Here is a 25,057-nt window from a genome sequence, read left to right on the forward strand (position 1 = left end):
ATCTCCTGTCTTGGCCTTTTAGGTCTAGCATCTTATAGCACCATTCAAAGAACACGTGAAATCGGAATTAGAAAAGTGATGGGTGCATCTGTGACCAACATAGTGAATCTTTTGTCATTTGACTTTCTAAAACTGGTTGCGTTATCATTCGTGATTGCAACACCGGTTGCCTGGTATTTCATGTATAAATGGCTGGAAGATTTTTCTTATCGTAGCAATATAACATGGACAGTGTTTGCTATTGCCGGTATGCTGGCTTTCCTGATTGCATTGTTCACTATCAGTTTCCAGGCAATAAGGGCCGCCATTGCAAACCCGATCAAAAGCCTCAGGTCAGAATAAAATTGGTCTGTATTTCTTTTACACAACGCTTTATCACAATTGTTTATTGATATCCGCTATGATAAATCATGTCAGGTCAGCAATCAGAACCATTCGCAAACAGAAAACCTATGCACTGATAAACATATCGGGGTTAACAGTGGGATTATGCGCCTGTCTTATTGTGGCTACTGTTGTAATTGATGATCTTTCATATGACAAACACTGGAAGCGCGCGGATAACATATACCGTATCATCACCATTAATACCATAGGAGACGGGCTCTATGAACGTATGGCTTCTTCGTGGGCTGGACTTGCACCAGAACTTCAAAAGAGTTATCCGGAAGTTGAAAGCTTTGCCCCTTTTGCTGATGGCGCATTTCGTTTAAAAGTGAAATCAGCTGATGATGATGGAATTAAAGTAAATTCTATCATAACGGATTCGGCAATCTGGGAAATACTTGATTTAAAAATAATTGCCGGTAATCCAAAAAAATTTATAGCTGGTCAGTCTAATCTTGTTATCTCCGAGTCATTCCGGAATCTTTACTTTGAAGGGCTTGATCCCATTGGCAAAATCATTTACGATATTCCGGCTTATGGAGATAAGTCAAAACCGCATTTAATTACCGGAGTTATCAGTGATATACCAGGTAACACACATTTGCGGGCGGATGTTATACGAATTGACAAGAGATATGTTGAAACACTTAATAAAAAGCAATGGGGCACATTCAGCCGGAATTATATTTTGTTGAAACCTGGCACCGACATAAACCAGTTCACGAAAAAAGTAAATCAGTGGTATAAGGGCTTCGTCGAGGTTCCAAAACCTTACCAGTATGAATTCCAGCCAATAAAAAATGTGTACCTCGATTCCGCATTTGCCAATTATCAGAAGGTAAAAGGTAACCGCCAGCACATTTATATATTCTCTGGTGTAGCCTTGCTGTTGTTATTAATTGCATGCGTCAATTTCGTAAATCTGAGTACAGCGAGATCGGTTACCCGGCTCCGTGAAACCGGAGTCCGCAAAGTATTAGGCGCCTCAAAACGACAGATCATGATGCAGTTTCTTGCAGAGGCATTAGTGATATTTTCTGTTTCAGCAATGTTGGCGATTTTTTTATATCAGCTGAGCCTTGGGTATATTGAAGCCTACCTGGAACATCAATTGGTTCAAACGTTAATTTCGAAATTTACCTTGCTGGCTGCTGCCCTTGGAATGATTTTGATTGTCGGGGTTTTAACCGGTCTTTACCCAGCGTGGTTAATGTCCGGGTCAAAGACTGCAGGTTCGCTTAAGGGAAATGTGTTCAGTAACAAAGTGAATGGGCAGCAATTGCTGCGAAAAACGCTTGTAGTTCTACAGTTTTCCATTTCAATAGTTGTGCTCCTGGCAATGATCATCGTGCAATTACAACTGCGTTACATGAACAATTCCGATTTGGGCTTCGACAAAAACAATCTTATGAGTATAGGGTTCGTCTCCTGGGAGGGTAAAAGCGCCGCTTTCCGGAATGAAGTGGCAAAACTTCGTGGTGTGCGACAGGCAAGCATTAGCTCATGGATACCCTCTGCCGGGGCCGGATACATGTCAAGAGAAATTGATGATCAAGATCATCCGGGTAATAAAATCAACGTCTGGTATATTTCGGGTGATGTGCACCTGGCCAAAACCATTGGTCTCCGTTTGAAATCCGGCCGGTTACTTAGCCCTGAATTTGCAACAGACGCCATGAATGAAGATAGCCTGCGGGAAAATGATGAACATTCTTACAATAAACTTTCTGAAATAAGACCGGCCCTGATCACAGCAACTACAGCAAGAATGCTCCATGTTGAAAAACTGGACAACAAACTGCCTGAGGTCAAAACAGTACCGGTTGGTATCGTAGATGACTTTCACAATGAATCTTTCCACGAAAAACTGGGTCCTACTATTATTTTTGCCGAGAGCAATCCACAACATGGCGGGATGCTGGTAAAGATTGATCCGGGCAATGATCAACAGGTGATGAAATCTGTAAAAGATCTCTGGAAGGAATTTTACCCGAATAAATTGCTTGAAATAAACTGGGTTGATGATCTGTTAGCCAGGCAATATGAACCCGAAAACAAGTTAAAACAGTTGTTTACATTTTTCAGTTTATTGACGATGATACTTGCTTCACTTGGCATCTTCGGTTTGGTTGTTCATGCAGCCCAACATAGAGTAAAGGAGATAGGTGTGCGAAAAGTACTTGGAGCTTCGGTCTCATCAATTTTCAGTTTATTGTCTTCTGAATTTGTAAAATTAATGATGATAGCATTAATTATAGGCTCACCCATCGCCTGGTACCTGATGAATAACTGGCTGGCAAATTTTTCATACAGGATAAGTATACCCTGGTGGACTTTTGCAATGGCGGGCCTCATTACTGTAATAACGGCTTTGATCACAATAAGCTTTCAATCAATAAAAGCTGCGTTTGCTAACCCGGTCACCAGTCTTCGCAATGAATAATTTAATAACAGGGCATTTTGTTCTCAATATGTTTGCCAGACCTAAAGATGCTGAGTCCGTGTTATATTGAAGATTTATTGGGTATTTTATTACTGAAAATGATTGCTGATTCTTCTAACTAAGAACCTGGGTTTCCCACCCGGGCCGGCAGCAATTTATTCAACCAACTGGCATGTTATTTTATGAAAGTCTGATAAACATCGCTTAATTAAAGACTTAAATTAAAATTACATGAAAGCAGCACGGATTCACGGACCAGGGAGTGTAACCTATGACACTGTAGATGATCCGATCATAAAACAAGACCGGGATGTTATATTAAAAGTAACCGCAACAGCTATCTGTGGTTCAGATTTGCATATTTATTCAGGTGGACTTCCGCAGCCACGACCTATGGTACTCGGACATGAGTTTATGGGCATTGTTGAGGAAGTAGGTAAAGGCATCACTAATCTGAAGCGGGGTGACCGTGTAGTAGTACCATTTCCAATTGCCTGCGGTACTTGTTTTTTTTGCAACCATCACCTTCCGGGACATTGCGAAAATAGTAACCCGGAGCATTATGGACCAGAAGGTGGATTAATAACCGAAAAAGGCGGCGCCCTTTTTGGATATACCGATCTGTATGGAGGCTATGACGGAGGCCAGGCGGAATATGTGCGTGTTCCATATGCCGATTTCGGTCCCCGTATCGTGCCGGATAATCTTACTGACGAGCAGGTGTTGTTTTTGACTGATATCTTCCCTACCGGTTATTCCGGAATTGATTGGGGCGAAGTAAATGGTGGAGAAACGGTAGCCATATTCGGGGCCGGGCCGGTGGGGATCATGGCCGCAAAAAGTGCCTGGTTACGCGGTGCTGCAAAAGTCATTATAGTGGATACTCTTGAATACCGTTTATTAAAAGCGAAAGCAGCCGCAAATTGTGAAACTATATTATGGAAAGATAGCGCCAAAAACGTGGTTGAAGAGATTCGTTCGATGACCCAGGGACGTGGAGCTGATGTTTGCGTAGAAGCAGTAGGATTTGAACCAGACAGAACGATTCTTGACAAGGCAAAGGCGGTGATTAACCTGGAGAAAGGTTCACCAAAGGTCCTTGAAGCTTGTATGAGTGCCGTTCGCCGGGGCGGTATAGTTTCTGTGCTCGGGGTTTATCCGACAACATATGACAACTTTCCTATCGGCCAGTTTTTTGATAAGGGTATTATATTGAAAGGTGGCCAGGCGCCTGCCCACAAACATATCGACAAACTATTAGAGTATGTGGTAAATGGTAAGGTGGTACTTGACGACATCATTACCCATCGTCTTTCCCTTTCTGAAGTGGCCCATGCTTATAAAATTTTTAAAGAAAAACAGGAAGACTGTGTAAAAGTAGTGCTTGATCCATGGAAATAAATCAATTAAATGTAAACTAAATAATACCATTGTGAGATAACCAGGCAAAATGCCTGGTTATTTTTTATGCGTTTATTGATAGTTGGATTTTACTCATGTACAGAGGTTGCAAATCTTTATGATTTTCATCGTAACTTATTACCATGAAAATGATTCTGACTTTTATCTTCATTGCAGGTTTTCTGACCAATGGATTTTCACAACAAGGTAGTAACACAGATTCCATCAGTGTTCAACAAGTAGTCATAAAGTTATTTGATGGTATAGCCGGGTTAGACTCATCTGAAATTGTCACCCACGTAACAAAAGATTTCCTGTTGTTGGAAGACGGCCAGATATGGAACACAGATTCACTGATCAAGGTACTTAAACCAATGAAAACCCAGGATTTTAGACGAACCAACGAATTCCGTTTTGTGAGTCAGCAAATTGCGGGTGGAATAACCTGGATAGTTTATTATAACACGGCGCATATCCTGTTTAATGGACAGAAAAGAGATATTAATTGGCTGGAGAGTGCTGTTCTTGTAAAAGATGATAATAACTGGAAAGTTAAAATGCTGCATTCAACAATGCTTAGGAAACCTTCAGCCAGGTAACCGCGTATACTAATTAAACAATTGTACACTCAAGAAAATTTCTTAAAAATAAGACCCGAATGTTCAATACAATTCATATAATGATCCTGAGAATAACGGTACTGTTGCAAATTGTATTGATACTAACGCCACATGCCGGCCATACTCAGCTTCCGAAATCAAATGCAGTCTTTACATCTGACATTGATAATTTCTGGTTAGCTTACGATAGCATTATTAAAACAAGTGACCGGGAAAAGCAAACCAATATTATAAAGGCATTATATATTGATGTCGGCACAGAAGGATTAAAGGCTTTCATGACTGCCAGGAACTTTTCAGCGGAGAATTATATAAGGTTAATCAATGACTACCCTGCTTTCTGGAAAAGTGTCCGCAAAAATACCCTGGCCATTAAATCACAGGTCGAACAGATTGAAAAAAGTGTTGATCGGTTCAGATTATTATATCCTTCAATAAAGCCCGCCGGAATTTATTTTACAATCGGAGGTTTAAAATCGGGCGGAACCACTACCGAAAATATGGTACTCATTGGAGCAGAGATGGCTGCAGCTGATACCGGCACTGACGCATCGGAACTCAGCAATTGGCTGCGCTCAGTGTTCAGTAGCCAGATATCAGGCAATATTGTTGGATTAAACATCCACGAATATGTACATACGCAGCAAAAAAAGAAGGGAGCCTCTTTAATTGCTCAATGCCTGCAGGAAGGTTCAGCCGACTTCATAGCGGAACTGGTAACCCGTCAGAAAAATCTTAATGATTATATGATTTATGGCCAGAATAATGAATCCACCTTAAAACTTCGTTTTCGAAATGAAATGTGGCGAAGATCGATCTCAAGCTGGCTTTATAATGGCGAAAGATCGGAACATCCTGATCTTGGCTATTTTATGGGATATACCATTTGTCGTGCATATTACAACCGGGCAACCGACAAACAGCAGGCAATTAAAGACATCATTGAGCTCGACTACGCAAGTAAGGATTCAGTTACCATTTTCCTGGACAAATCATCTTATTATAGTAACCCAAACCTTCGGACCCAATAGCCGGTTATTCTTTCCAGATGGCTACACTGTTAGGATTTACTCCCGGACTTACTGAAAATGAATATTTCTTCTTTCCGGTTTTGTCAAAACAAAAAACTTCACCAGAGCTAATATAATTTTTTGCATCTGTTACAAATACTTCACCAGTAGAATTATCAATGGTCAGCCCATAAGGTGATACTATTACCGTACCGTCGGTTACAAAGTTTTCAGAAGCCTGTTTAAAATCTGTTGTATTAAGTACTCTTACAGTATTTGAACCAAGATAGCCACCTGTCACAAATAACTGTCCATCATAAAAACGAATCTTTCCCACAGTAGTATCTGCCTTTTTGATGATTGCGCCGGTTGTAGAATTAAATTTTACAATTGAGGGTTTGATAGTACCATAATTGCCTGTACATGCTACATAAACATTGCCTGCTTCGTCGGCTGTAATGCCCCCGGGATTTACTCCGACAACGATCTTGCGCGTTTCTGTCATTGTTACGAGATCGACTAATGATACCGTTGAATCGGGAACATTGTTGAAACCACCTGAGTTGGAAACGAATAATTTATCCCCTGCAATTGCCATCATTTCAGGGTTTGCACCTACAGTAATAAACTTTTCGACCTGCAGCGAATTCGTGTCTATTACTGCGACTGTGCCATCATAAGATGAAACAAGTACTTTGTTTTTATATGGCAGCGCATAACGTGGTAATCTTGGTGCACCGCTATTATTTTTGAACTCAATTTTTTGTAAACTTTTCGCAGTTGCCGCCGAAGAAACCTGCACATAACTTGACCCGTTCATCACAATATAGATCTTCGATCCATAAATAATGAGATCATTCCCGGTATCACCCAATCCGCTGCCATTCGCAGTTGCAAATATATCTGTGCTTGTTGTATTGGTGGATGTATTGTAAAATGTAAGTGTAGTATTGTTTTGATTGAATAAGCCTTCATTCAAAACATACAGGCCCCTTGTTATTTTTGGTTGTTCATGTTCATCTACATCATCTTTTTTACACGACACTGCGGACATTGCAATAACAGCGGCCAATAAAAAAACGTTTGACTTTTTCATCTTGATTATAAATTATTAAGAGTTAAAATTATTTTATACGACCTGCCGGGCATGGGATAATATCGCACTACATCATAACGCGCATCGTTGATGTTATTTATTTCTACTTTCGCTGTAATGCCTGAACCTGCCAGCCTGAATTTCTTTGAGACAAAAACATCACAGGTTATCCAGCCGTTTATTTCGTTAAATGGGTTGTTTTCTCCCAGGGTAAAACGCTTTCCGGAAAATAACAGGCTGGGTCCTGCCATCCATTGACGATAACCAAAAGACAACATTGCTGAACCCGAATGGTCCGGTGTATAAGGTATTCTGTTTTTATAGGTTGTCGAAGCCGGGTCTGTTTTGTCCAACGCTTTTTGCCAGGTATAGGCAACTCTTGTGAACCAGTTTATTTCATGAGACAGTTTGCCATCCAGTTCGGTGGTAAGATCAATACCATTGATATTCACAACGCCCAGGTTGAGCATGGTCCAAACAAACAGGTTCCTGTTCGGAACTGCGACAATTTTGTCTTTCACCCTCAGATGATAAGCATCCAGGCTTAACCCCAATTTTTTTATCGCCCCATTATAGCTTTTGGCAAAACTGACACCAAGGTTATAGTGATCAGCAAATTCCGGCTTCAGTGATCTGTTTCCAACGAGATTATAATAGAGGTCATTAAACGTTGGCATCCGGAACAACTTTTTATAAAAAGCCCTGAACATAAGCGGACCATCTTTCCGGGTCTTTACACTCAATGCAACGGCCGGAGTAAATTCATTGCGGTATAATGTCGCAGCATTATCAGTTTTATCAGCAATATAGTTATGCAACACCGAGGTATTAAGTTGCCATACACCCCTATGATAATTCAGAGAGATGTTGTTCCAGGCAGCGATTCGCTTCGGAGCATTATAATTGCCTGTATTTGCTTTCAGAGTTGTATTTGCAAAGTCTGATGAGGCAGAAATAACCAAATTATTCCCGGCTCTGTGACTGGCAACTGCACTCAGGTATATTTCCTGTTGCCTGTAATTATTCTTAAGCCCCCCCTGGTTATTCGGGTAATCGGGGTCAGAATATAATGTTTTATTGTACTGGTATTTCGCAGAAACGATTATGTTGGTACGAAATCCGGGCTTTAACTTAAACCTCGTTTGCGCATATACATCGCTGTTAGCAAGCTGTTGTACAGACCGGTCATTGAAAAAAACGATTGCACCTGGCAATCCTCTTTCGGAAAAATAAGAACCAAATTTTGTTTGCCAGTTTGAACTGTCGCTGAAGATATAAACCAGATTCGCCTCTGATTGAATAGAGCGGACAAAAGAGTTATTTCTTTCCGATTTATAGGAGAGATTGCCATTATCAACTACCACCGGATAATTACCGGTTGAATAGGTTGCTTCAATATTTCCGCTTAAAACCAGTCTGTCATTTAATGGCAGGTATAAGCCGGCAAAAGGTTGAATATGTTCAAACGAACCAGCTTTTATCCCGGTTTGCCATCCGGTTTTACCTGAACGGTTCAGGTCAAAAGTGTTTGATTCAATCGCAACTGTTGTTCCCGCAGCTGCAGCTCTCGCAGGCACCAGCGTTTCCTGTATCCCCGCCTGGTGCAATTGTAAAGACTGAATAAAAGTTGTCGAAAAACGACTAAGATCGATTTGACCGGTCTGCTGGTCCGATACCGGGATGCCGTCATAGAGAATGCCGGTATGAGCGGCACCCAGGCTTCTTACCGATATTGTTTTGAGTCCACCGGTACCGCCATAATCCTTTATCAATACCCCGGAAAAATAGCGCGCTGCATCCCCTACTGAGTATGCATTTATATTGTCCAGTTGCTTTTTATCAAATGCCTGTACCGGGGTTATCGACTTGAATAATTGCGGTTTCCCTTCAGCGCTGATCGTAACGGTCTGGAGTGTTGCGGCCGTATCTTTTTCCTGGCCTGCTACAAAAGACGGTATAAAAAATATTGTGCTCATCAAACTGATTAATGAAAACAATGCATGGTGATATGCAATCGAAAAACTTCTTTTAAACAAAATGAACATGATTAATTACTCATTATCCTCACTACTTTTTCCACGAAAGCATGTGATAGATGATTGTTATGGCAGGTCTTCTGGCTTGAAGCGCGATCTTGCGGCCTTCCCGTTTCGAATAAAGAAACAGTGGCAGTAGATGTGATCGCTGTGTTTGCTTCTTACAGCTGCGGGAACAGCTCCGGTTTTCAACCGGATTCCCTTTTAATCCTTGGAATCTGAAATTCCAGGAACCAGTAACTGGCGGCAAATATAGATTTTTAAGATGATCCTTTCTGAACTTTTTGTCCCGCCCGGCAGTATCGTCAAAATTTAGCTATGAAGAAAATAGGAATCCCTATACCTTAACGGGGTATGGTGAAACGCTGGTCGAATTCAACCCTGTACAGACAACTATTGGAATCAGCGTTTTACTTATGGAAGGTTAAGAATTATGAATATCAACTTTGAATAACCGGCACTTATTTAAGTGTTATAATCTCCCCTGTTCTTACCGACTCGTCACAGGCTACGGCAATACGAAGGCTGTTTACGCCGTCTTCTATTGAATCGGTCAGATCAAGGTCTTCACGTATCGCTTTCAGGAAAAACGCCTGTTCCCGATTACAAAGTTCCTGATGGTCCGGTTCATCCAGGAGGTTTATCCATTCATCTTTTTTAGTGAATTCCTGGCTGGCATCTATATCGGCATGATGCACCCGGATCGATTCTGTTTTTGTATGTGATTCAACATTATCTGATTTGCCCGTTCCACCGGCATTTTGAGCTATTATGGAAACTGAGCCTTTGGGACCAAAAACATCTTTTACAAAAAAAGCAGTTTCACTCACCATAGGTCCCCATCCTGCCTCATACCATCCAACTGATCCATCTTCAAACTTTAACTGAAGCTGCCCGTAGTTATAGTTGCTGGCCGGAATTTCATTTGACAACCTTGCGCCAATGGCATGAACCTTTACCGGTTTTGAACGGGTCATCTGGCACATAACATCTATATAATGTACACCGCAATCAACGATAGGACTGAGACTGTTCATAAGATTTTTGTGAACTGTCCACATGTTACCATGTGATTGCTGATTCAGGTTCATCCGCATTACCAGTGGTTTACCCATTTGTTGTGTCAGTTCTATAAACCGCATCCATGAAGGGTGGTAACGAAGTATATATCCAATGACCAGTTTTTTTCCTGATTCAGCCGCAGCCTTTGCAACGCGCTCAGCTCCCGCGATCGTGTCTGCCAAAGGTTTTTCGATAAACACATGACAACCTTTTTTAAAAGCAGATAGTGCGAAGGATTCATGGGTATCAGGATAGGTTGAAATACAAACCGCATCAGGTTTGGTAAACGACAACGCTTCTTCATAATCAGTAAAAAGCGGGTACCCACCCCCAAGCTTATCATTTAATACTTCTTTGCTTTTCCCGGTAGAAACCAGTCCGCATATTTCGAACCCATCGATGTTTGTATAAGCGATTGCATGTGAAGCACCCATGTTACCACATCCCACCACGAGAATTCTAACCGGTTTGTTATTGTTTGTCATGTAGTTTATACTATTTGTTTCCGGAACTAATTTATACTGATTGTTATTCGGAATGATTTATTCAAAATAATACGGGACGCAAATATACATCCTAAAACAGTAGTTTCCATTCATTCCTGCTTTGAGTAAATACCAAAAAAATCTTTCGCTGCTGCACGGATAAATTGTAATATGTGCTATAAAATTTTCATATGGAGGATAGAAGAAATTTTCTAAGGAAAGCAAGTCTCGCGATGATTCCGGGGATTATCCCTTTCGCCCCTGTAATGAGTAATTTAGTAATTAACAGGAACCAGGGCTTTGAAAGAGATAAGGTGCCTGGGATACAGCCTGAACAAAAATCGCAACGACGGTCCGTATACCAGCCGGAGCTATCGCCAGTCAATTTTGTTGCTGATAAAGAGCTGATGTCTGCCGGAGATTATATTTCAAGGTTGGACCTGATCAATAAACAATCAGCCATCCAGGCAGATTCATATGGAAATGGTGGATCAGTAGAAGCTTTGGAGAAAAAATTCGCAGCAATTACCGGTAAACAAAAAGCGATTTATATGCCAACGGGAACCATGGCGAATCAACTTGCCATAGCTGCCTTATGTGGAGCAAATACCAAAGTTTTTGTGCAGGAAACAAGTCATGTTTACCGTGATGAGGCAGATGCAGCACAATCGGTTCACAACAAGAGATTAATTCCGCTTGCAAAAGGTGAAGCAGCTTTTACCCTGGGAGAACTTAGGGCAGCTATCGATTATCATAATGATGGAGAAGTTTTCAAATCCGGCATTGGTGCGGTAAGCATTGAAAACCCGGTGAGGCGGGCTAATGGAGCCCAGGTTCCTTTCGATGAAATCAAAAAAATCTCTTCCTGGTGCCACGAGAATAAAATTAAACTGCATCTGGATGGGGCAAGGCTATTTCTGGCTTCGGCATATTCAAAAATTCCGGTCAGGGATTATTGTAATCAGTTTGATACTGTATATATTTCATTGTACAAATATTTCGGTGCGGCTGGAGGAGCGATTCTTTGCGGAGACGCTGAGCTGATCGGAAAGATGGAACACCAGATAAAAATTTTTGGTGGCACTATGTACCAGGCCTGGCCCCAGGCGGCGATGGCTTTACATTATTTGGATGGATTCGAAAAAAGGTTTCAATCTGCTGTTATAAAATCCAATGAATTATTTGCACAGGTAAATAATCTGGCTGAATTAAAAATTATTCCCTGGCCTAACGGCTCGAATATATATCAAATGAAATTCACGAATGACATAAGTACAAAAAAATTCAGTGATACTATGCAGGCAAAATACAGGATAACAATCTCCGGTTTTCTCATGGATGGTATAGGCCGGCTTGCAGTAAACGAGTCTATATTGCTGCGTGATAATGAAGAATTGCTAAAGGCGATTAAAGAAAGTTTGTTGGCAGCTAAATAGATAAAAAACCGGTTGTCATGCACAAAGGCAGACAACCGGTGGCGTGGTTGCAGAAGCATCACAACTAGTGCATCGCTTCGGCTATGTTTACCTTGCGTTTCCTGTTCCCTTTCACCATAAGCACAAATGGGATACAAATAAGGAACATGACGCCGAGGTAGAAAAAAGCATCCATATATGAGAGCACAGCAGCCTGCTTTGTGACCACATGATCAAGCGAAGAGTAAGCAGCTTTAAGTGCCTCGTCGAAGGTTTTACCTTTGGCCATAAACCCATGTTGAAGAGCAGTAACACGTTGCTGCACATCGGGATCATTTAAATTAAGATGCGAAACAAGGTTACTGCGATGATCCATGTTTTGTCTTGAAAGGAAAGTGGTAATTACCGCGATTCCAAAAGAACCACCCAACTGGCGCATCATGCCCGTAAAAGCAGCGCCCTGGCCAATTTGCTGACCTTTCAGTGTGCTCAATGACAGCGTTGTAATCGGAATAAAAAGCAATCCCATCCCGACTCCACGAACTATCAGCATCCAGAAGAATGCATCTTCTCCTGTATCAGGTGTAAGGATCTTATATCCCCAGAAGCTGTAAACAAAAAACAACAGCATTCCAGAAGCAACCAGGTATTGTTGTGGCACTCCCTTACTTAATAATTTGCCGATCAGTGGCATCATAAAAGCCGTGGTTAGCGCAGCAGGTATCATCAGCATACCCGACTGCTGTGCAGTCCAGCCAAGGGTTGATTGAGTATACAATGGGATCATGAAGGTGGAGCCATATAATCCAAAACCAAGTATAAATGACAAAATTGTTCCTACTCTCAGGTTACCGTTTTTCAGGACCCTTAGTTCAACTATCGGTTTTTTCGCGGTGAGTTCACGCCAGATAAAAAAGAATAAACCAAAAACTGCAGCTACGGATAATATGATGATGGTATTCGAACTGAACCAATCATCATCCTGCCCTTTTTCAAGTACATACTGCAGTGATCCGACAGCCAGCGCGAGTAAACCGATACCAAGCCAGTCAATTTCAGAAGTCAGGCTTTTTTCAGCATATTTCGGACTTCTTACAAATTGCAAAGTCAGCAATGTTGCGATGATACCAATAGGGATGTTAATGTAAAAAATATAGGGCCATGTATAGTGGTCGATAATATAACCACCAAGTGGCGGGCCGAGTGTTGGACCAATAATAACACCCAATCCATAAATCGCCTGGGCCATACCTCTTTTTTCAGGGGGATAGCTTTCCGTGATGATGGTTTGTGATGTAACCAGGAGTGCACCACCGCCAATACCCTGGATAAAACGGAATATTACCAGTTCCCAGATATTTGTGGCATTCCCACATAAAAAAGAAAAAACAGTGAAAATGATAATGGAAGCCGCGAAATAATTGCGACGACCGAATTGTTGCGAGAGCCAGCTGGTCATGGGTACGATGATCACGTTACCAATTGCATAAGCTGTTATCACCCAGGCAACCTCTGTTAAAGTAGCGCCCAGGTTACCGCGCATTTCGTTCAGGGCCACATTTACAATCGTGGTATCAACAATTTCAAGTAAAGCACAAAATATCGCCGTGATTGTGATAATCACTCTCCTGCCTCCGTATTCAATCAGCGAAGCTGCCTGTTCCATGTAAAGTATTTAATAAATTAATCCAGATGCACATCAACATCCACATTTAAGCCGGCTTTCAGTTGTTTGAGCATCGGGTCATCAGTCTTTGTAAATTCAATTTTTACAGGAAGTCTCTGTACAACTTTTACGAAGTTGCCTGAAGCATTATCGGGTGGTAATAAGGCAAATTTGGCACCGGTTGCAGGTGAAAATGAGGCAAGTTTCGCTTCGAATGAATGACCTTCATATGCATCAGCATGTACTATAACGGTTTGGCCTATGCGCATTTTATTTACCTGGGTTTCTTTGAAATTTGCAACTACCCATAAATCGTCGGATCTGACTATGCTAAAAGTGGATTGACCTGCCTGTAGAAACTGGCCCGGTTGAATATTAACCTTTGAGATAAGACCATCTGCCGGTGCTGTGATTACTGAATACGAAAAATTCAGTTTTGCTTCTTCCACTTCTACTTCTCTCTGCCTGATAATTGCACTGGCCACGCCGATTTGTGAACCAGTTGAAGCACTCAGGGACGTGGTAGCATTTGTTTGTGCCAAAGCTTGTTTTTTCTGTTCTTCCAAAACCTGTACCTGGCGTTCGGCAGTTTGTTTTGCAGCCTGCGCCTGTTCAAATTGTTGTTGGGTAATGGAGTGATCCTTCACCAGGTTTTCATAACGTTGAAAATCCTGTGTTGTCCGCCACAAATTAACTTTAGCTGTTTCGATCTGGGCATTTATAGAGCCGACAGAAGCCCGGGAGGTGGCAATATTGGCAGTAGCCGCATTTGTACCTGAGCGGGCAGCACCGAGATTTGTCTGAGCCGTAGCGAGTGCAGCTTCAGCCTGTCGAACCTTCAGTGCTAAATCACGGTTATCGAGAATAAGCAATGTGTCTCCTTTTTTAACATGCTGGTTGTCTCTTACCCTCACTTCCGCAACATAACCGCTAACCCTTGGTAAAACGGGGCTAATATTTGCTTCAACCTGGGCATCATCAGTTTCTTCATGATGAAGACTATGTGTGTATTTAGTGATGCCGAACCAGGCACCTCCTGCTACAAGTAATAAAAGCACGATTAAGAAACCTTTGCTTTTTTTTGCAGGTGCGGCAGCAGGAGCAGATGATTGTGTTGGATTATTCATAACGCTGTTTCCTTGTATTTATTAATTTTTTTTTATACTTTTTTAATTAGTCATTATATGAGTACCTAATATTAGTGCTACAGTTAAAGATCAGCAGCCTGTCTGCTATTCAACTCATAACTCATAACTCATCACTAACTCATCACTCATAACTCATAACTCATAATTCTACTAAGGTTCCTGTAGCCTGCAATAGCTTGCTGTATGCAGCAGAAGCATCTGCCTCAGCAAAAGCAAAGTTGAGTTTCGCCTGTAACTGCGCGACGTCAGCATCGAGCAGATCGGTGGTAGTCATCAGTGCATTATCATATTTGTTTTTTGTGATGCGATAGTTCTCCTCCGCCTGGGTCACTGCTGATTGATATGTTTCAATCTTCTGCAGGCTAAGCGTATAATTATAATATGCCTGGTTCACTTCCATCCTGATACCATCTGCTAACATGATGGCACTCGCTTCTACCTGTAATTGTCTTGATTTCGCCTGGTCAACCACTGCAGCATTTTTCCAAAGCGATGACAGACTATAAGACAGTCCTACTCCTACGTTAGCAGCATTTGTAATAGTAAGAAAGTGCGGAACATTTGCAGCTATATAACCCCCGGTAAGGGCCAGTGAAGGATAATAATTTGCTTTTGCCACTTTTACACCGGTACTGGCTGCCTTACTACGCAGACCAGAGGCAGCAACATCTTTACGGTTTTGAGTAGCAAGTTGAAGATAGTCTTCAATAGATTTAACCTGACCGGTGTTCCATCCGTTTATCACCGGTTCAAGTACAACAGTATCCGGCAGGCCAAGCATTATGATCATGTTCGCATTTGCAAGCTTAAGATTATTTTCTGCTTCCGCTAAGGTGAGTGATGTGTTAGATTCCTGGAGATTCGCTTTTAATAAATCGTTGCGGGGAAGGAGGCCATTTTTTTCAAGATTGGTAAATTGTCTTACCCGTTCTTTATTGCCTTCAAGGTTTTCCCGTACTACGTTTACAGCAGCTTTTGCCTTATACAAATTTGAGAAAGCATTGATAGTATTTAACATGATGCCTTCCCGGTCATTTATTGCATCAAGCCTGGCGGCTTCCGCAAGATAACGGGAGGATTCAATGCCATACTGAATCTTACCTCCGGCATAAAGTGGAAGTGAAACATTCAGTAAACCATAGGTGGCTGAGTTTATCTTAATAGGTTGAGCCTGGGTACCACCGGAGCCAGAGTTTGTGTTTGCAGTTTTCAGATCCACATTTGGACTGTTAAGCCTGATATGGGAACCGCTTAAAGAGGCTTCAGGCAACCTGTTATCCCTGGCGATCCGCAGGGCTGCCGAAGCTTCGCTGATCTTAGCTTCACTTAATTTGAGATCCGGACTATGTGCGATGCTGAGGCCGATCGCTTCTTTCAAAGCCAATTGCTTTGTTTGTTGCGCTTCGCCCCGCATCAGGATTAAACTGAGAACACCCGCTGCCATTACTGTTTTGAAATTTCTAAGCTTCATTTAGTATCGTTAATTTAAAAAGATCTTTCATGTATTTTTTGAGCCTTGTTTTATACTGATCGAGGAATTCTTCATCGGAAAGATGATCAAGCTTATGTGTTGCCCTATAATTTTCCCGGTTCATAAAGGAATGCATGATGGTCCCGACCATAGTATTAACCATGAAGGACACATCTATGTTTTTTCTAAAAATTTTTTTTTGCTGACCGTCTTTGATAATCCTGGACAGCAGTTCGCCGTTGCGCATTTTAAGTTGTTGCAACAAAGCGTTAATTGCAGGATTGTTATCAAGCATTTGCTCGAAATACATGAGCCTGTAAAATTTATGTTTATCAATAAGTTTGTTGATGTAATCTTCTACCAGCACCTCCAATTTTTCAAATGGTGAGAGTTTTTCATCCTGGAGCAATTTTTCCAGCTTCTCGGTCATCCGGGTAGTACGCTCGGTAAAAATTGCTTCCATCAGTTTTTCCTTGCTATTAAAATAATAGGAGATCATCGCAACATTTATCCCGGCGGCTTCAGCAATTTCCCGGACCGAGGTGCCAGCGAACCCCCTATCTGAAAACAAGGTTTCCGCTACAGAAATGATCTCTAGTTGTTTATCGTTGTATGTCATACCGAGGTTTGAAGATGCAAAGTTAAACAAACGTTTGATTTAATCAAACATTTGTTTAATAATTTCCCGAAAAATCTCCGGATATATTATTTCCGGAGATTTGACATCTGCTATTTCAAGCTATAGAGTTTTGAAAATTGCGGCACTAGTTGAACCCAGGTGTTCTGAACCAGCTGGTGTGTAACACATCTACATCAGTAAAAACTTTCAGTGAGAGTCATTCCGATAAGAGAGGAATGATTCCCGCATGTTGTTCAACACGGAAGGAACGATATCAGCAAAAATTAAGGGTATCAGCAAAAATTTTGACAATGACCGGTAGAAAGGCTATTTAACGACTTTAAGTTGAACGTAAACATTCACAAGGCATTATATCCTGACTGCCAGAGGGCCAAGCGGCCTTACCCGACAATAGGCAGCCAGAAATAAATAGGCGATATCTTGAATTACTGCAGCTGGCTTTTTACAGATTCATACAAATGAACCTTTGTAAAGGGTTTAACCAGGAATGCATCTGCCCCGTTTTCAATGGCCAGATCTTCAGCCGCTCCATCCGTTCCTGAAATCATTATTACCCTGGTTTCCGGATGGATTTTTTTTATTGAACTGATAAAATCGATACCCAGGCCATCAGGTAAACGGTTGTCCAATAAAATCACTGCAGGTTTTTCTGTATCAAGATACTCCCGGGCGGCAGTGAGTGATTTTACATGGTCCAATTCCATCTCATCACCGGTGAGCATAATATTGAGAAGCAAACACATGTCGGCTTCGTCTTCAACTAACAATACCTTTTTTGGCTGAGTTTTTTGCAGTTTAGTTGCGGGCATACAATAATTTATTAATTGTTAATTTGAATGTTCCGCAAATAATAAAAAATTGTGCCAGCCCGCAGGAATGGCTGATCAGACTAAAGCCTTCCTGGCAAATTCGACGCATTTTGCTGTTTCTTTTACTGCATCCGACCCTTCAGGGACAGGGTATTCCAGCTCGATAGTTGCCGGGAAGCGGTATTTGTTTTTACGCATTAACTGTAGCGCCTGAACAATCGGGGTGTTACCTTCTCCCCATTTCACATTTTCACCACCATTTGATTTGGATTTACGATCCTTAACGTGCATACTAACGATATTCTTATTCTTTTTTTCAATGAGATCGATTGGATCAAATCCGGCTGCAACATAGTGGCCCATATCAAAGTTCATCGCATTATAATCGGATTGGGCCAGGGCCTGATCCCAGGCGGTGATTGTTTGTTGCAAATGTCCGTGATAACCAACATAAATCTTTTGCTTTGCTGCCATGTCTCCAAGTCTTTTGGTTTGGTCTGCATTGCCCGGAAGTTCTACAGTAACCTGGTTGGCACCAAGGGCTTTTGCGGCCCTCAAAGCATAATCTATTTCCTGGTCGCTGTTTTTTGCACCCAGGGCCGAAGGTTTAAATGCATATATGCTAACTCCCGCATCCTTGTACATCTTACGAAGCTGTTCAAATTTTTTCATAGGGACCGCACCACGCCATTCTTTCATTGAAACAGCGTAGGCTGCTCTTTCCGCTTCCTGCTCAGGTGTTGGCTTTTGCCCGGGTGTAAACTTAGGTGCCATAGGTGAACCGGCAAATTCTTCAACCGGGGAACCCATCAGTTCAATTGCACTGATGTTACAATCCACACAATACTTCAGGATTTGTTCTGCTGAAGACGGCATGCTGCGCCAGGAATAACTTATCACACCCACCTGTACTCCATTGAATAGTGAATTTGGTTTGCCAAGATTCCTTACAATAGCAGGGAAACCAGACAAGTAATGAGAAGCCAGGGTTGCACCGGATAATGTTAGTGCAGAGGTGATAAATTTTCTCCTGGAAGACGGTTTATTTTTCATGATGGAATATATGTTTTGAAATTTATTGATTGACCGCAGATGACAGCTGCAATTTATCATTTATACATACTATGTCCGTATTAAAGTTTTATTATCCTGTCCAGGCCGGACCTTATCTACCAGGTAACTCCTCTTCTACCGTTTTGCCGGTCTGCATGTATAGTGACACAAAATATAGTTTAAATACATAGAAACCCTGAGTGGAGTGAAGAAAATCATGCATTTTGTTTAAATCATGATTCTAAAAGTATGAAGCCGTTTTTATTTTTACCGAATATTTTAAAGTATTCAAATAAGTGAAAGAAACGCTTCGTTAGAATTGCGTATTCTAAATTCCCAAGAATGAAAAACCCCTACTCCGCCCTACTGAAAGCTTCATGGAAGTACGCCGGCAAGGACCGCAAAAAGTTTATTCTGATTTATGCTATGTTCCTGGTGTCGAACACAATTTACTCAATGGGACCCTTGTTATTGGGCTGGTTCGTTGATAAAGCTCAAAAGGACACAGCAAGGATGTTGCAGTATACATTACTATTTGTTGGAAGTTATTTCCTGTTAAAGTTTGCTGAATGGTGCTTTCACGGACCTGCCCGTGTAATGGAAAGAAATCTCGCCTTTTCACTTAGCCGCAATTTCATGCGTGAGAAATATCACCAGACTCTTCATCTGCCAGTTAAATGGCACCAGGATCACCATAGTGGAGAAACCATCAACAGGATCAAAAAAGCATATGATGCCCTCAGGAGTTTCTTTGATGGCGGTTTTTCATTCATACATACCTTGTCCAAGTTTGTGTTTTCAGTAGCTGCTATCATCGTTTTCTCTCCATTGTTTGGCTCTATCGCTATTGCAATCGGGATAGTAACAGTGATAGTCATTGCACGCTTTGACAAACCTTTTATCAAGTCCCTCCGGGAAGTTAATGAAAAAGAAAACAAGGTTACTGCCAACCTGTTCGACAGCTTATCAAATATTCGCTCGGTGATAACACTTCGGCTCGAAAAAAGTATGGAAAAAGGCCTTCTTAATAAACTAAAAAAAGTGGCGCGTCCATTCAGGAAAAATGCGGTGATCAATGAATGGAAATGGTTTACAGCTGAAATGATGATTACCCTGATCTATTGCATTATCGTATTGGGTTACGTACATCAAAACTGGACACCAGGCGGAGTCTTTTATATTGCAGGTCTGGTTACCTTGCTGGGTTATGTAAACCAGTTCACCAGTGTTTTTCAGAATGTTGCCGGCCAGTACAGCCAGCTGCTTCAGCATCATACTAACATGGAAGGAGCCGCAGAAATAAGTGCAGCTTATAATAAGCAGCATCGCCCTGATCAGCGCGCAGAATTGCCAGCGACCTGGTTGAATATAGAAATCAACAATCTTAGTTTCTCACACAGGGCTACCTATGAAGAAGAGTTCAGACCTCAAAGTCTTCATCAATTAAAACTCGGGTTAACAAAAGGACAAAAGATTGCACTAATAGGAGAAAGCGGCAGTGGAAAAAGTACACTTATGTCTGTACTCAGAGGTTTGTATGCACCGGGTAAAGACGTTAACGTCATGGTTGACGGAGTTGCATATTCCATGGATTCTATCAATGAATCTGCTACCTTATTTCCGCAGGAGCCGGAGATTTTTGAAAATACCATCAGGTATAATATCACGCTTGGCCTTCCCTGCAAGGAAGATGAGATAAAAAGAGTTTGTGAGATTGCGCACCTGAATGAAGTGATCAACCAAATGCCGGAAGGATTAATGACAGATATCAGGGAAAAAGGCGTCAATCTCTCAGGCGGTCAAAAACAAAGACTGGCACTGGCCAGAGGGGTTTTAGCAGCTAAGGAAAGCGATATTATTTTGCTGGACGAACCGACAAGTAGCATAGATCCTAAAACAGAATATCAGATCTATAAGCGTTTGTTTAAAGCATTCCAGGATAAAGTGGTTATCTCGTCAATACACCGCCTCCACCTGCTTGATAATTTTGATTATATCTATATATTGGATAAGGGAAAAATTATTGATGAAGGCAGTTTTGACCATTTACTAAGCTACAGCGATGTGTTTAAATCAATGTGGAGCCACCAGAGCGGGCAGGTTTTGCAAATGACGGCATAATACCGCGATCTGAGTACCTGCATTTACTCTATTAAAGGTTATTGAAAATATAGTGGGGGAATTTATTCAGCACTTCAATGTTATTTTCCCGATTCTTCGTGGTATTCATCGCCCGTATTTATCTCCCAGATGTTCGATTTATCCTTTTCTCCTGATACGATGTTGTCAACGGCTGCAATAGCGGTCAGCATACTGTGGTCACTATTGTTATAGCGATGCATACCATTCCTGCCAATCGGAAAAAAATTTTCAAGTTTATTAAGATAGTCCCTGATAATATTGAAATTGCTATATGAACCATAATAAGAAGGATAGGCTTTCTTTACCCGGATCACGGTAGTGTCCGAAACATCGGATGCGGCGAGGATACCGATAGATTCAATTTCTTTTATTGCAAACTTTGAAAGTTCATGGTCAGGTAAATTCCAAAATTCATCTGTTTCATTGCAAAAATATTCAACCCCTATCCACATGTCACCGGGGTTTGAAATCATAAACGGGCTCCAGTTATGAAAAAACTGCAGCCTGCCTGCTTTAACGTTTTTATCCTGTATATAAATCCAGTTATCTGTGATATCACTACCGCTTTTTTCTTTAACCCTGAGTTTTCCGGATAGAACACCAACAATCAGGAAGTCGCGGTATTCAAGGGAGAGTGCGGTGTTTTTTACCTGTGCCGGAACCGGGAGATCATTGGTAATTTCAAATAGTTCCTTAATCGGCATTGTTGAAAAAAAGTAATCTGCCTTGTGAATTGTTTTTTCTCCCGTGTGCAGATCTGTTATTTCCGCTGATATAATCGTTTCAGCTTTATCACCTGTTATGCCGGTAACATTTGAATTGAGATAAATTTCTCCACCAAGCCTTATTATAGCATCGGCCACTGTTTCCCACATTTGACCCGGCCCATATTTCGGATAAAGAAACTGTTCTATCAGGCTTGTGCTGGTTCCTTTTTGATCGATGCTGTTGTTACTGATGAAAACGGATTTGATTGCCTGGGCAACCATTTTACCGATGTTAAGATTTTTTATCCTTTGCTGACCCCAGGATGCAGGTATACTATTACATGGCACACCCCAAACCTTCTCCGTGTAATCTTTAAAAAATGTATTGTAAAGTTCTTTGCCGAACCTGTTGATAAAAAATTGTTCAAGTGTCAATTCAGGTTTCTGCGGAAGAACCTTGGAATATAAATATGAAAAAGCCGTTTTGCAGGTTTTGATAAGACCAAGTTGTGAAAGAGTGCCTGCATTAAGTTTTAAGGGATAATTGAAGAATTTCCGATTGTAAAAGATGCGTGACTTTCTTTTGCGCACAAGCATCACCTTGTCCTGGTTTGTCACTTGCTCCAGCTTAGCCACAGCAGCGTCTGGTTCTTGCTGCTGCTTTAGCTTTTGTGTATGTTCATTGTTTTGATATCGTAAATTCAGTGTCTCACCCTTATGCCGGGGATCAAGCGGCAGGAAGCCGAGCCACCAGTCGATCACCTTAGGAGACTTTGAAAAAAAACGGTGTCCCCCTATATCAATCTTGTTTCCTTTGTAATCAATGGTTTTCGATATGCCTCCTACTTGTTTATCGGCCTCGATGATTACAGGAATAATATCAGTTCTGGTCAATAATTCGTAAGCAGCTGTAAGACCTGCAGGTCCCGCTCCTATTATCAATGCTTTTTTCATTTCTCCGGATCGGTTTTATAAGTAAGCAACAAGGCGATTAGGGACAAACACATAATATATTCGCCGATGGAGTGTTGCATCCGAAACATAGAAAATGAGAGGCTGTTAAGTATAAGACCCGAGAAAACACCAATTACATAAACTTTGCTCACCCTACTTGTCCAGGTGCTGGCGGTTAACAACAGCGGAAAGATCCACTGACTTGCATTATAATGAAACCGGTGCACGGGCGAAAACATATCCGTTAACATATAAAGTAAAAAACTAAAAGTTGCGATAGTGTATAAATTGAGATTTGGGCCAGCTCCATGTCTTTTAAAAAACAAGATCGTAAGTGCCGCCATGGTAACAAGACACATAGTTCCAAGTAACCATAGGGGCGTCCTGACATTTAAACCTTTATTAAGATAAACGAATACATTGCCGTTGGCCTCATTGTATTTATAAAAAGGAAACTTTTTTGCCTCGTTAATTTTTTTAATGTCCCATCCTTCAAACTGATTAAAAATTGGTACAAATACGGTATCCTGGGTAGTGGCGGTCAGCTTTTGATGCACCTTTATATGATCTTTCACAGCCAACCGATAATCTGTCCAGTATTGTCGGGAACTGCTGGTGCTAAAAGCTATCAGCATTAAGAACAGTGCGGGAGCTACCAATGCAAGTTTATATTTCCTCGTATAATTTGGAGCCAATAACAAAAATGGTAGTAAAAATATAATTGCGTTAGGACGGATTAAGACAAGTGACATTGCAAACAGACCGGCAAACATTGCATATATAATTTTCGGCCTGAGACTAAGCATAAAACAAAAACACATACTCAGCAAAGCAATCATGAGGTACAACTGACCTTTATAAGTATTGTTAATCCATGCATGCGTATATAAGAACGAAATACATGCAACGATAACTGCCACTCGTTGATGGCTGTTCGTGCATAGCCGGAGTGCAATAATAACTATGATTAGGAAAGCAAGGTAATTACAGATCAGCCAGATCTTCGTGATGGTGTCATACGAATAATTTGCGATAGGACTGATAAGCTGATGGAAAAATGGAGTTGCGGTTATATTCGAAATTTTTAAATTGCTGGTACCGTTACCCCAATCGTAATAACGCAAGCCATCAGATTCCTTCCAATGATAAAAATATGGGGAAATTCCGTCCATCTGTAAACGTGAACCTACTACACGATTACGCAAATCAAGTGGGTAGTGTTTTCGAACCTCGATGTCCCGATAAACACAAAAGCTGAGGCTCAGAACACATAAAACAACAAATACAGCAATGGCAAATTTTGAATTTGTAAAATTCATCGCTGCAATAATAAATAATAATGGACTATTAAAACAAATTAAAGCCCCGTTTAAACAGGGCTTTAATTATTCAGTGAACAAAGAATATGTATGCAACTATTATTAAGTAGCGCTTTGGAACAGGTGTTTAATTATTAGATAACGCGGTTTAAACAGTTCTATACAACACTGCAGAGGCCGGAATAAATGCTGAGAGACTCTGTGATTTCAATTTCTCGAGTTCTGATTCATCATTCCTGATTGTTTTTTCCAGGCTTTTTATATCGCTTTCGACCCCGCTTTTGCGGCCTTCTGCTTTCCTGGCTTGTTTAGCAGTACGTTTCGCGCCTTTCGCTGCATTTTTAGCACGGCGAGCTTGTTTTTTGCTGGTTGCATCTTCCTGGAGCTCATTGGCTACATCTTTGTTTTTATCAGCTGATTCCTGGACTTCATTCAATGATTTGTCGAGGTCATCAGATTTATCAACCAATGACTTTTGCAGCGTTTCCAGTTTTAGTTTGTTGTCGACCAGTCTTTTTTCAACAGTCAGCATCTGTTGTTGCTTCTTAAGTATTTTGGTAGAATCCTGCGAGTAGACCCGGGTAACACTGAGGGAACAAAGCACAAGCACAATTACAGGCAAGATAATTTTCAATTTCATAAATTAGTGGTTTGAGGTGATTGACAAGTATAACGTGAAATCAGGTGAGATTGTTTGGGATTAGAATCCGGTTGATATAGGGGAATCATACCTGCTAATAGTATACGCTTCCATAATCGGGCCATGCGGAACTCCGACTACGTAACCAGCACTATTATACAACAGTTTTTGATCACTTCTTCGCTCCGTTGGGGGCGGAATTGTGCCTTTTTGCGGCTGTGTCACGTCCCGCATTTGGCGGGATTGTTCATGCCGGTCTTTGCTGTTGTCTCCGATCGGCTTTTTTGCTTTGATCAGCTTTGTTAGGGTTTCTTCAAGGGCTGGTTGCAGTATCGCCCTGATCGGCTTCAGTAACTCCGACCACGGTACGACATGCTGGTTTGCTTTCTTTGTTTACCATCATTATTATGCGACAGTTTTTGGTCGCTTCTTCGCACCGTTGGGAGCGGGATTGTGCCTTTTTGCGGCTGTGTCCCGTGGTTAATACCTTTGCTCATGCTGGGAGTGGTTCTTGTCTCCGATCGGCTTTTTTTGCCCTGATCAGCTTTGTTAG

General features: G+C 41.4%; 20 protein-coding genes and 1 riboswitch. Of the genes, 7 read left to right on the top strand and 13 right to left on the bottom strand.

The features are described from left to right. The 5 genes from VK664_RS21395 to VK664_RS21415 form a co-directional block, all read left to right on the top strand. Positions 1-342: ABC transporter permease (locus VK664_RS21395; protein ID WP_461400741.1), on the top strand; the 342-nt coding region annotated here is incomplete at its 5' end. A 58-nt stretch (positions 343-400) separates the two neighbouring features. Further along, positions 401-2,830, top strand: a complete 2,430-nt coding sequence (locus VK664_RS21400; protein ID WP_461400742.1) for an ABC transporter permease — start codon at positions 401-403, stop codon at positions 2,828-2,830. Between the two features lie 231 nt (positions 2,831-3,061). Beyond that, the gene (locus tag VK664_RS21405; protein WP_461400743.1) at positions 3,062-4,231 is read left to right on the top strand and encodes a zinc-dependent alcohol dehydrogenase; all 1,170 of its coding nucleotides are present in this window, start codon (positions 3,062-3,064) and stop codon (positions 4,229-4,231) included. A 143-nt stretch (positions 4,232-4,374) separates the two neighbouring features. Further along, a complete protein-coding gene (locus tag VK664_RS21410; RefSeq protein ID WP_461400744.1) occupies positions 4,375-4,830 on the top strand; it encodes a nuclear transport factor 2 family protein in 456 nt (151 codons plus the stop codon). Between the two features lie 59 nt (positions 4,831-4,889). Further along, on the top strand, positions 4,890-5,882 hold the full coding sequence (locus tag VK664_RS21415; protein ID WP_461400745.1) for a hypothetical protein: 993 nt from the start codon (positions 4,890-4,892) through the stop codon (positions 5,880-5,882). 4 nt (positions 5,883-5,886) lie between these two features. Here the strand turns inward: VK664_RS21415 and VK664_RS21420 are convergent, their stop codons facing one another. The 3 genes from VK664_RS21420 to VK664_RS21430 all read right to left on the bottom strand — a co-directional run bounded on the left by VK664_RS21420 (position 5,887) and on the right by VK664_RS21430 (position 10,540). After that, positions 5,887-6,957 carry a YncE family protein gene (locus VK664_RS21420; protein ID WP_461400746.1) on the bottom strand — a complete coding sequence of 357 codons (1,071 nt, stop codon included), beginning with the start codon at positions 6,955-6,957 and terminating at the stop codon, positions 5,887-5,889. A gap of 5 nt (positions 6,958-6,962) precedes the next feature. After that, a complete protein-coding gene (locus VK664_RS21425) occupies positions 6,963-8,933 on the bottom strand; it encodes a TonB-dependent receptor plug domain-containing protein (protein ID WP_461400747.1) in 1,971 nt (656 codons plus the stop codon). 113 nt (positions 8,934-9,046) lie between these two features. Next, a riboswitch (cobalamin riboswitch) is annotated at positions 9,047-9,247 on the bottom strand. A 207-nt stretch (positions 9,248-9,454) separates the two neighbouring features. Continuing rightward, positions 9,455-10,540, bottom strand: coding sequence for a Gfo/Idh/MocA family protein (locus VK664_RS21430; RefSeq protein ID WP_461400748.1), 1,086 nt, complete (start codon positions 10,538-10,540; stop codon positions 9,455-9,457). A 191-nt stretch (positions 10,541-10,731) separates the two neighbouring features. Here VK664_RS21430 and VK664_RS21435 point away from each other — a divergent pair, with 191 nt between their 5' ends. After that, positions 10,732-11,976: a threonine aldolase family protein gene (locus VK664_RS21435; RefSeq protein ID WP_461400749.1), complete on the top strand. Its 1,245-nt coding sequence runs from the start codon at positions 10,732-10,734 to the stop codon at positions 11,974-11,976. 64 nt (positions 11,977-12,040) lie between these two features. On the opposite strand, the gene VK664_RS21440 is transcribed toward VK664_RS21435, so the two are convergent. From VK664_RS21440 to VK664_RS21465, 6 genes are all read right to left on the bottom strand, one after another. Then, entirely contained in the window at positions 12,041-13,621 is a 1,581-nt protein-coding gene (locus VK664_RS21440; protein ID WP_461400750.1) for a DHA2 family efflux MFS transporter permease subunit, read from the bottom strand. A 17-nt stretch (positions 13,622-13,638) separates the two neighbouring features. Then, on the bottom strand, positions 13,639-14,748 hold the full coding sequence (locus VK664_RS21445; RefSeq protein ID WP_461400751.1) for an HlyD family secretion protein: 1,110 nt from the start codon (positions 14,746-14,748) through the stop codon (positions 13,639-13,641). 160 nt (positions 14,749-14,908) lie between these two features. Beyond that, complete coding sequence (locus tag VK664_RS21450; protein WP_461400752.1) at positions 14,909-16,240, bottom strand: TolC family protein; 1,332 nt, start codon at positions 16,238-16,240, stop codon at positions 14,909-14,911. After that, positions 16,230-16,859, bottom strand: coding sequence for a TetR family transcriptional regulator (locus VK664_RS21455; protein ID WP_461400753.1), 630 nt, complete (start codon positions 16,857-16,859; stop codon positions 16,230-16,232). Before VK664_RS21455 ends, VK664_RS21450 begins: the two co-directional genes overlap by 11 nt. Positions 16,860-17,305: 446 nt before the next feature. Continuing rightward, a complete protein-coding gene (locus VK664_RS21460) occupies positions 17,306-17,689 on the bottom strand; it encodes a response regulator (protein ID WP_461400754.1) in 384 nt (127 codons plus the stop codon). Positions 17,690-17,764: 75 nt separating this feature from the next. Beyond that, complete coding sequence (locus tag VK664_RS21465) at positions 17,765-18,742, bottom strand: sugar phosphate isomerase/epimerase family protein (RefSeq protein ID WP_461400755.1); 978 nt, start codon at positions 18,740-18,742, stop codon at positions 17,765-17,767. A 342-nt stretch (positions 18,743-19,084) separates the two neighbouring features. Here VK664_RS21465 and VK664_RS21470 point away from each other — a divergent pair, with 342 nt between their 5' ends. Then, the gene (locus tag VK664_RS21470; RefSeq protein ID WP_461400756.1) at positions 19,085-20,863 is read left to right on the top strand and encodes an ABC transporter ATP-binding protein; all 1,779 of its coding nucleotides are present in this window, start codon (positions 19,085-19,087) and stop codon (positions 20,861-20,863) included. A gap of 80 nt (positions 20,864-20,943) precedes the next feature. Here the strand turns inward: VK664_RS21470 and VK664_RS21475 are convergent, their stop codons facing one another. The 4 genes from VK664_RS21475 to VK664_RS21490 all read right to left on the bottom strand — a co-directional run. Continuing rightward, entirely contained in the window at positions 20,944-22,545 is a 1,602-nt protein-coding gene (locus tag VK664_RS21475) for an NAD(P)/FAD-dependent oxidoreductase (protein WP_461400757.1), read from the bottom strand. Then, on the bottom strand, positions 22,542-23,864 hold the full coding sequence (locus tag VK664_RS21480) for a glycosyltransferase 87 family protein (protein ID WP_461400758.1): 1,323 nt from the start codon (positions 23,862-23,864) through the stop codon (positions 22,542-22,544). The genes VK664_RS21475 and VK664_RS21480 overlap by 4 nt, the downstream gene beginning before the upstream one ends. Positions 23,865-24,012: 148 nt before the next feature. After that, a complete protein-coding gene (locus VK664_RS21485) occupies positions 24,013-24,504 on the bottom strand; it encodes a hypothetical protein (RefSeq protein ID WP_461400759.1) in 492 nt (163 codons plus the stop codon). 347 nt (positions 24,505-24,851) lie between these two features. Then, positions 24,852-25,057: hypothetical protein (locus VK664_RS21490; RefSeq protein WP_461400760.1), on the bottom strand; the 206-nt coding region annotated here is incomplete at its 5' end.

The organism is Flavitalea sp., assembly GCF_035489435.1.
Classification (GTDB): domain Bacteria; phylum Bacteroidota; class Bacteroidia; order Chitinophagales; family Chitinophagaceae; genus DATHKG01.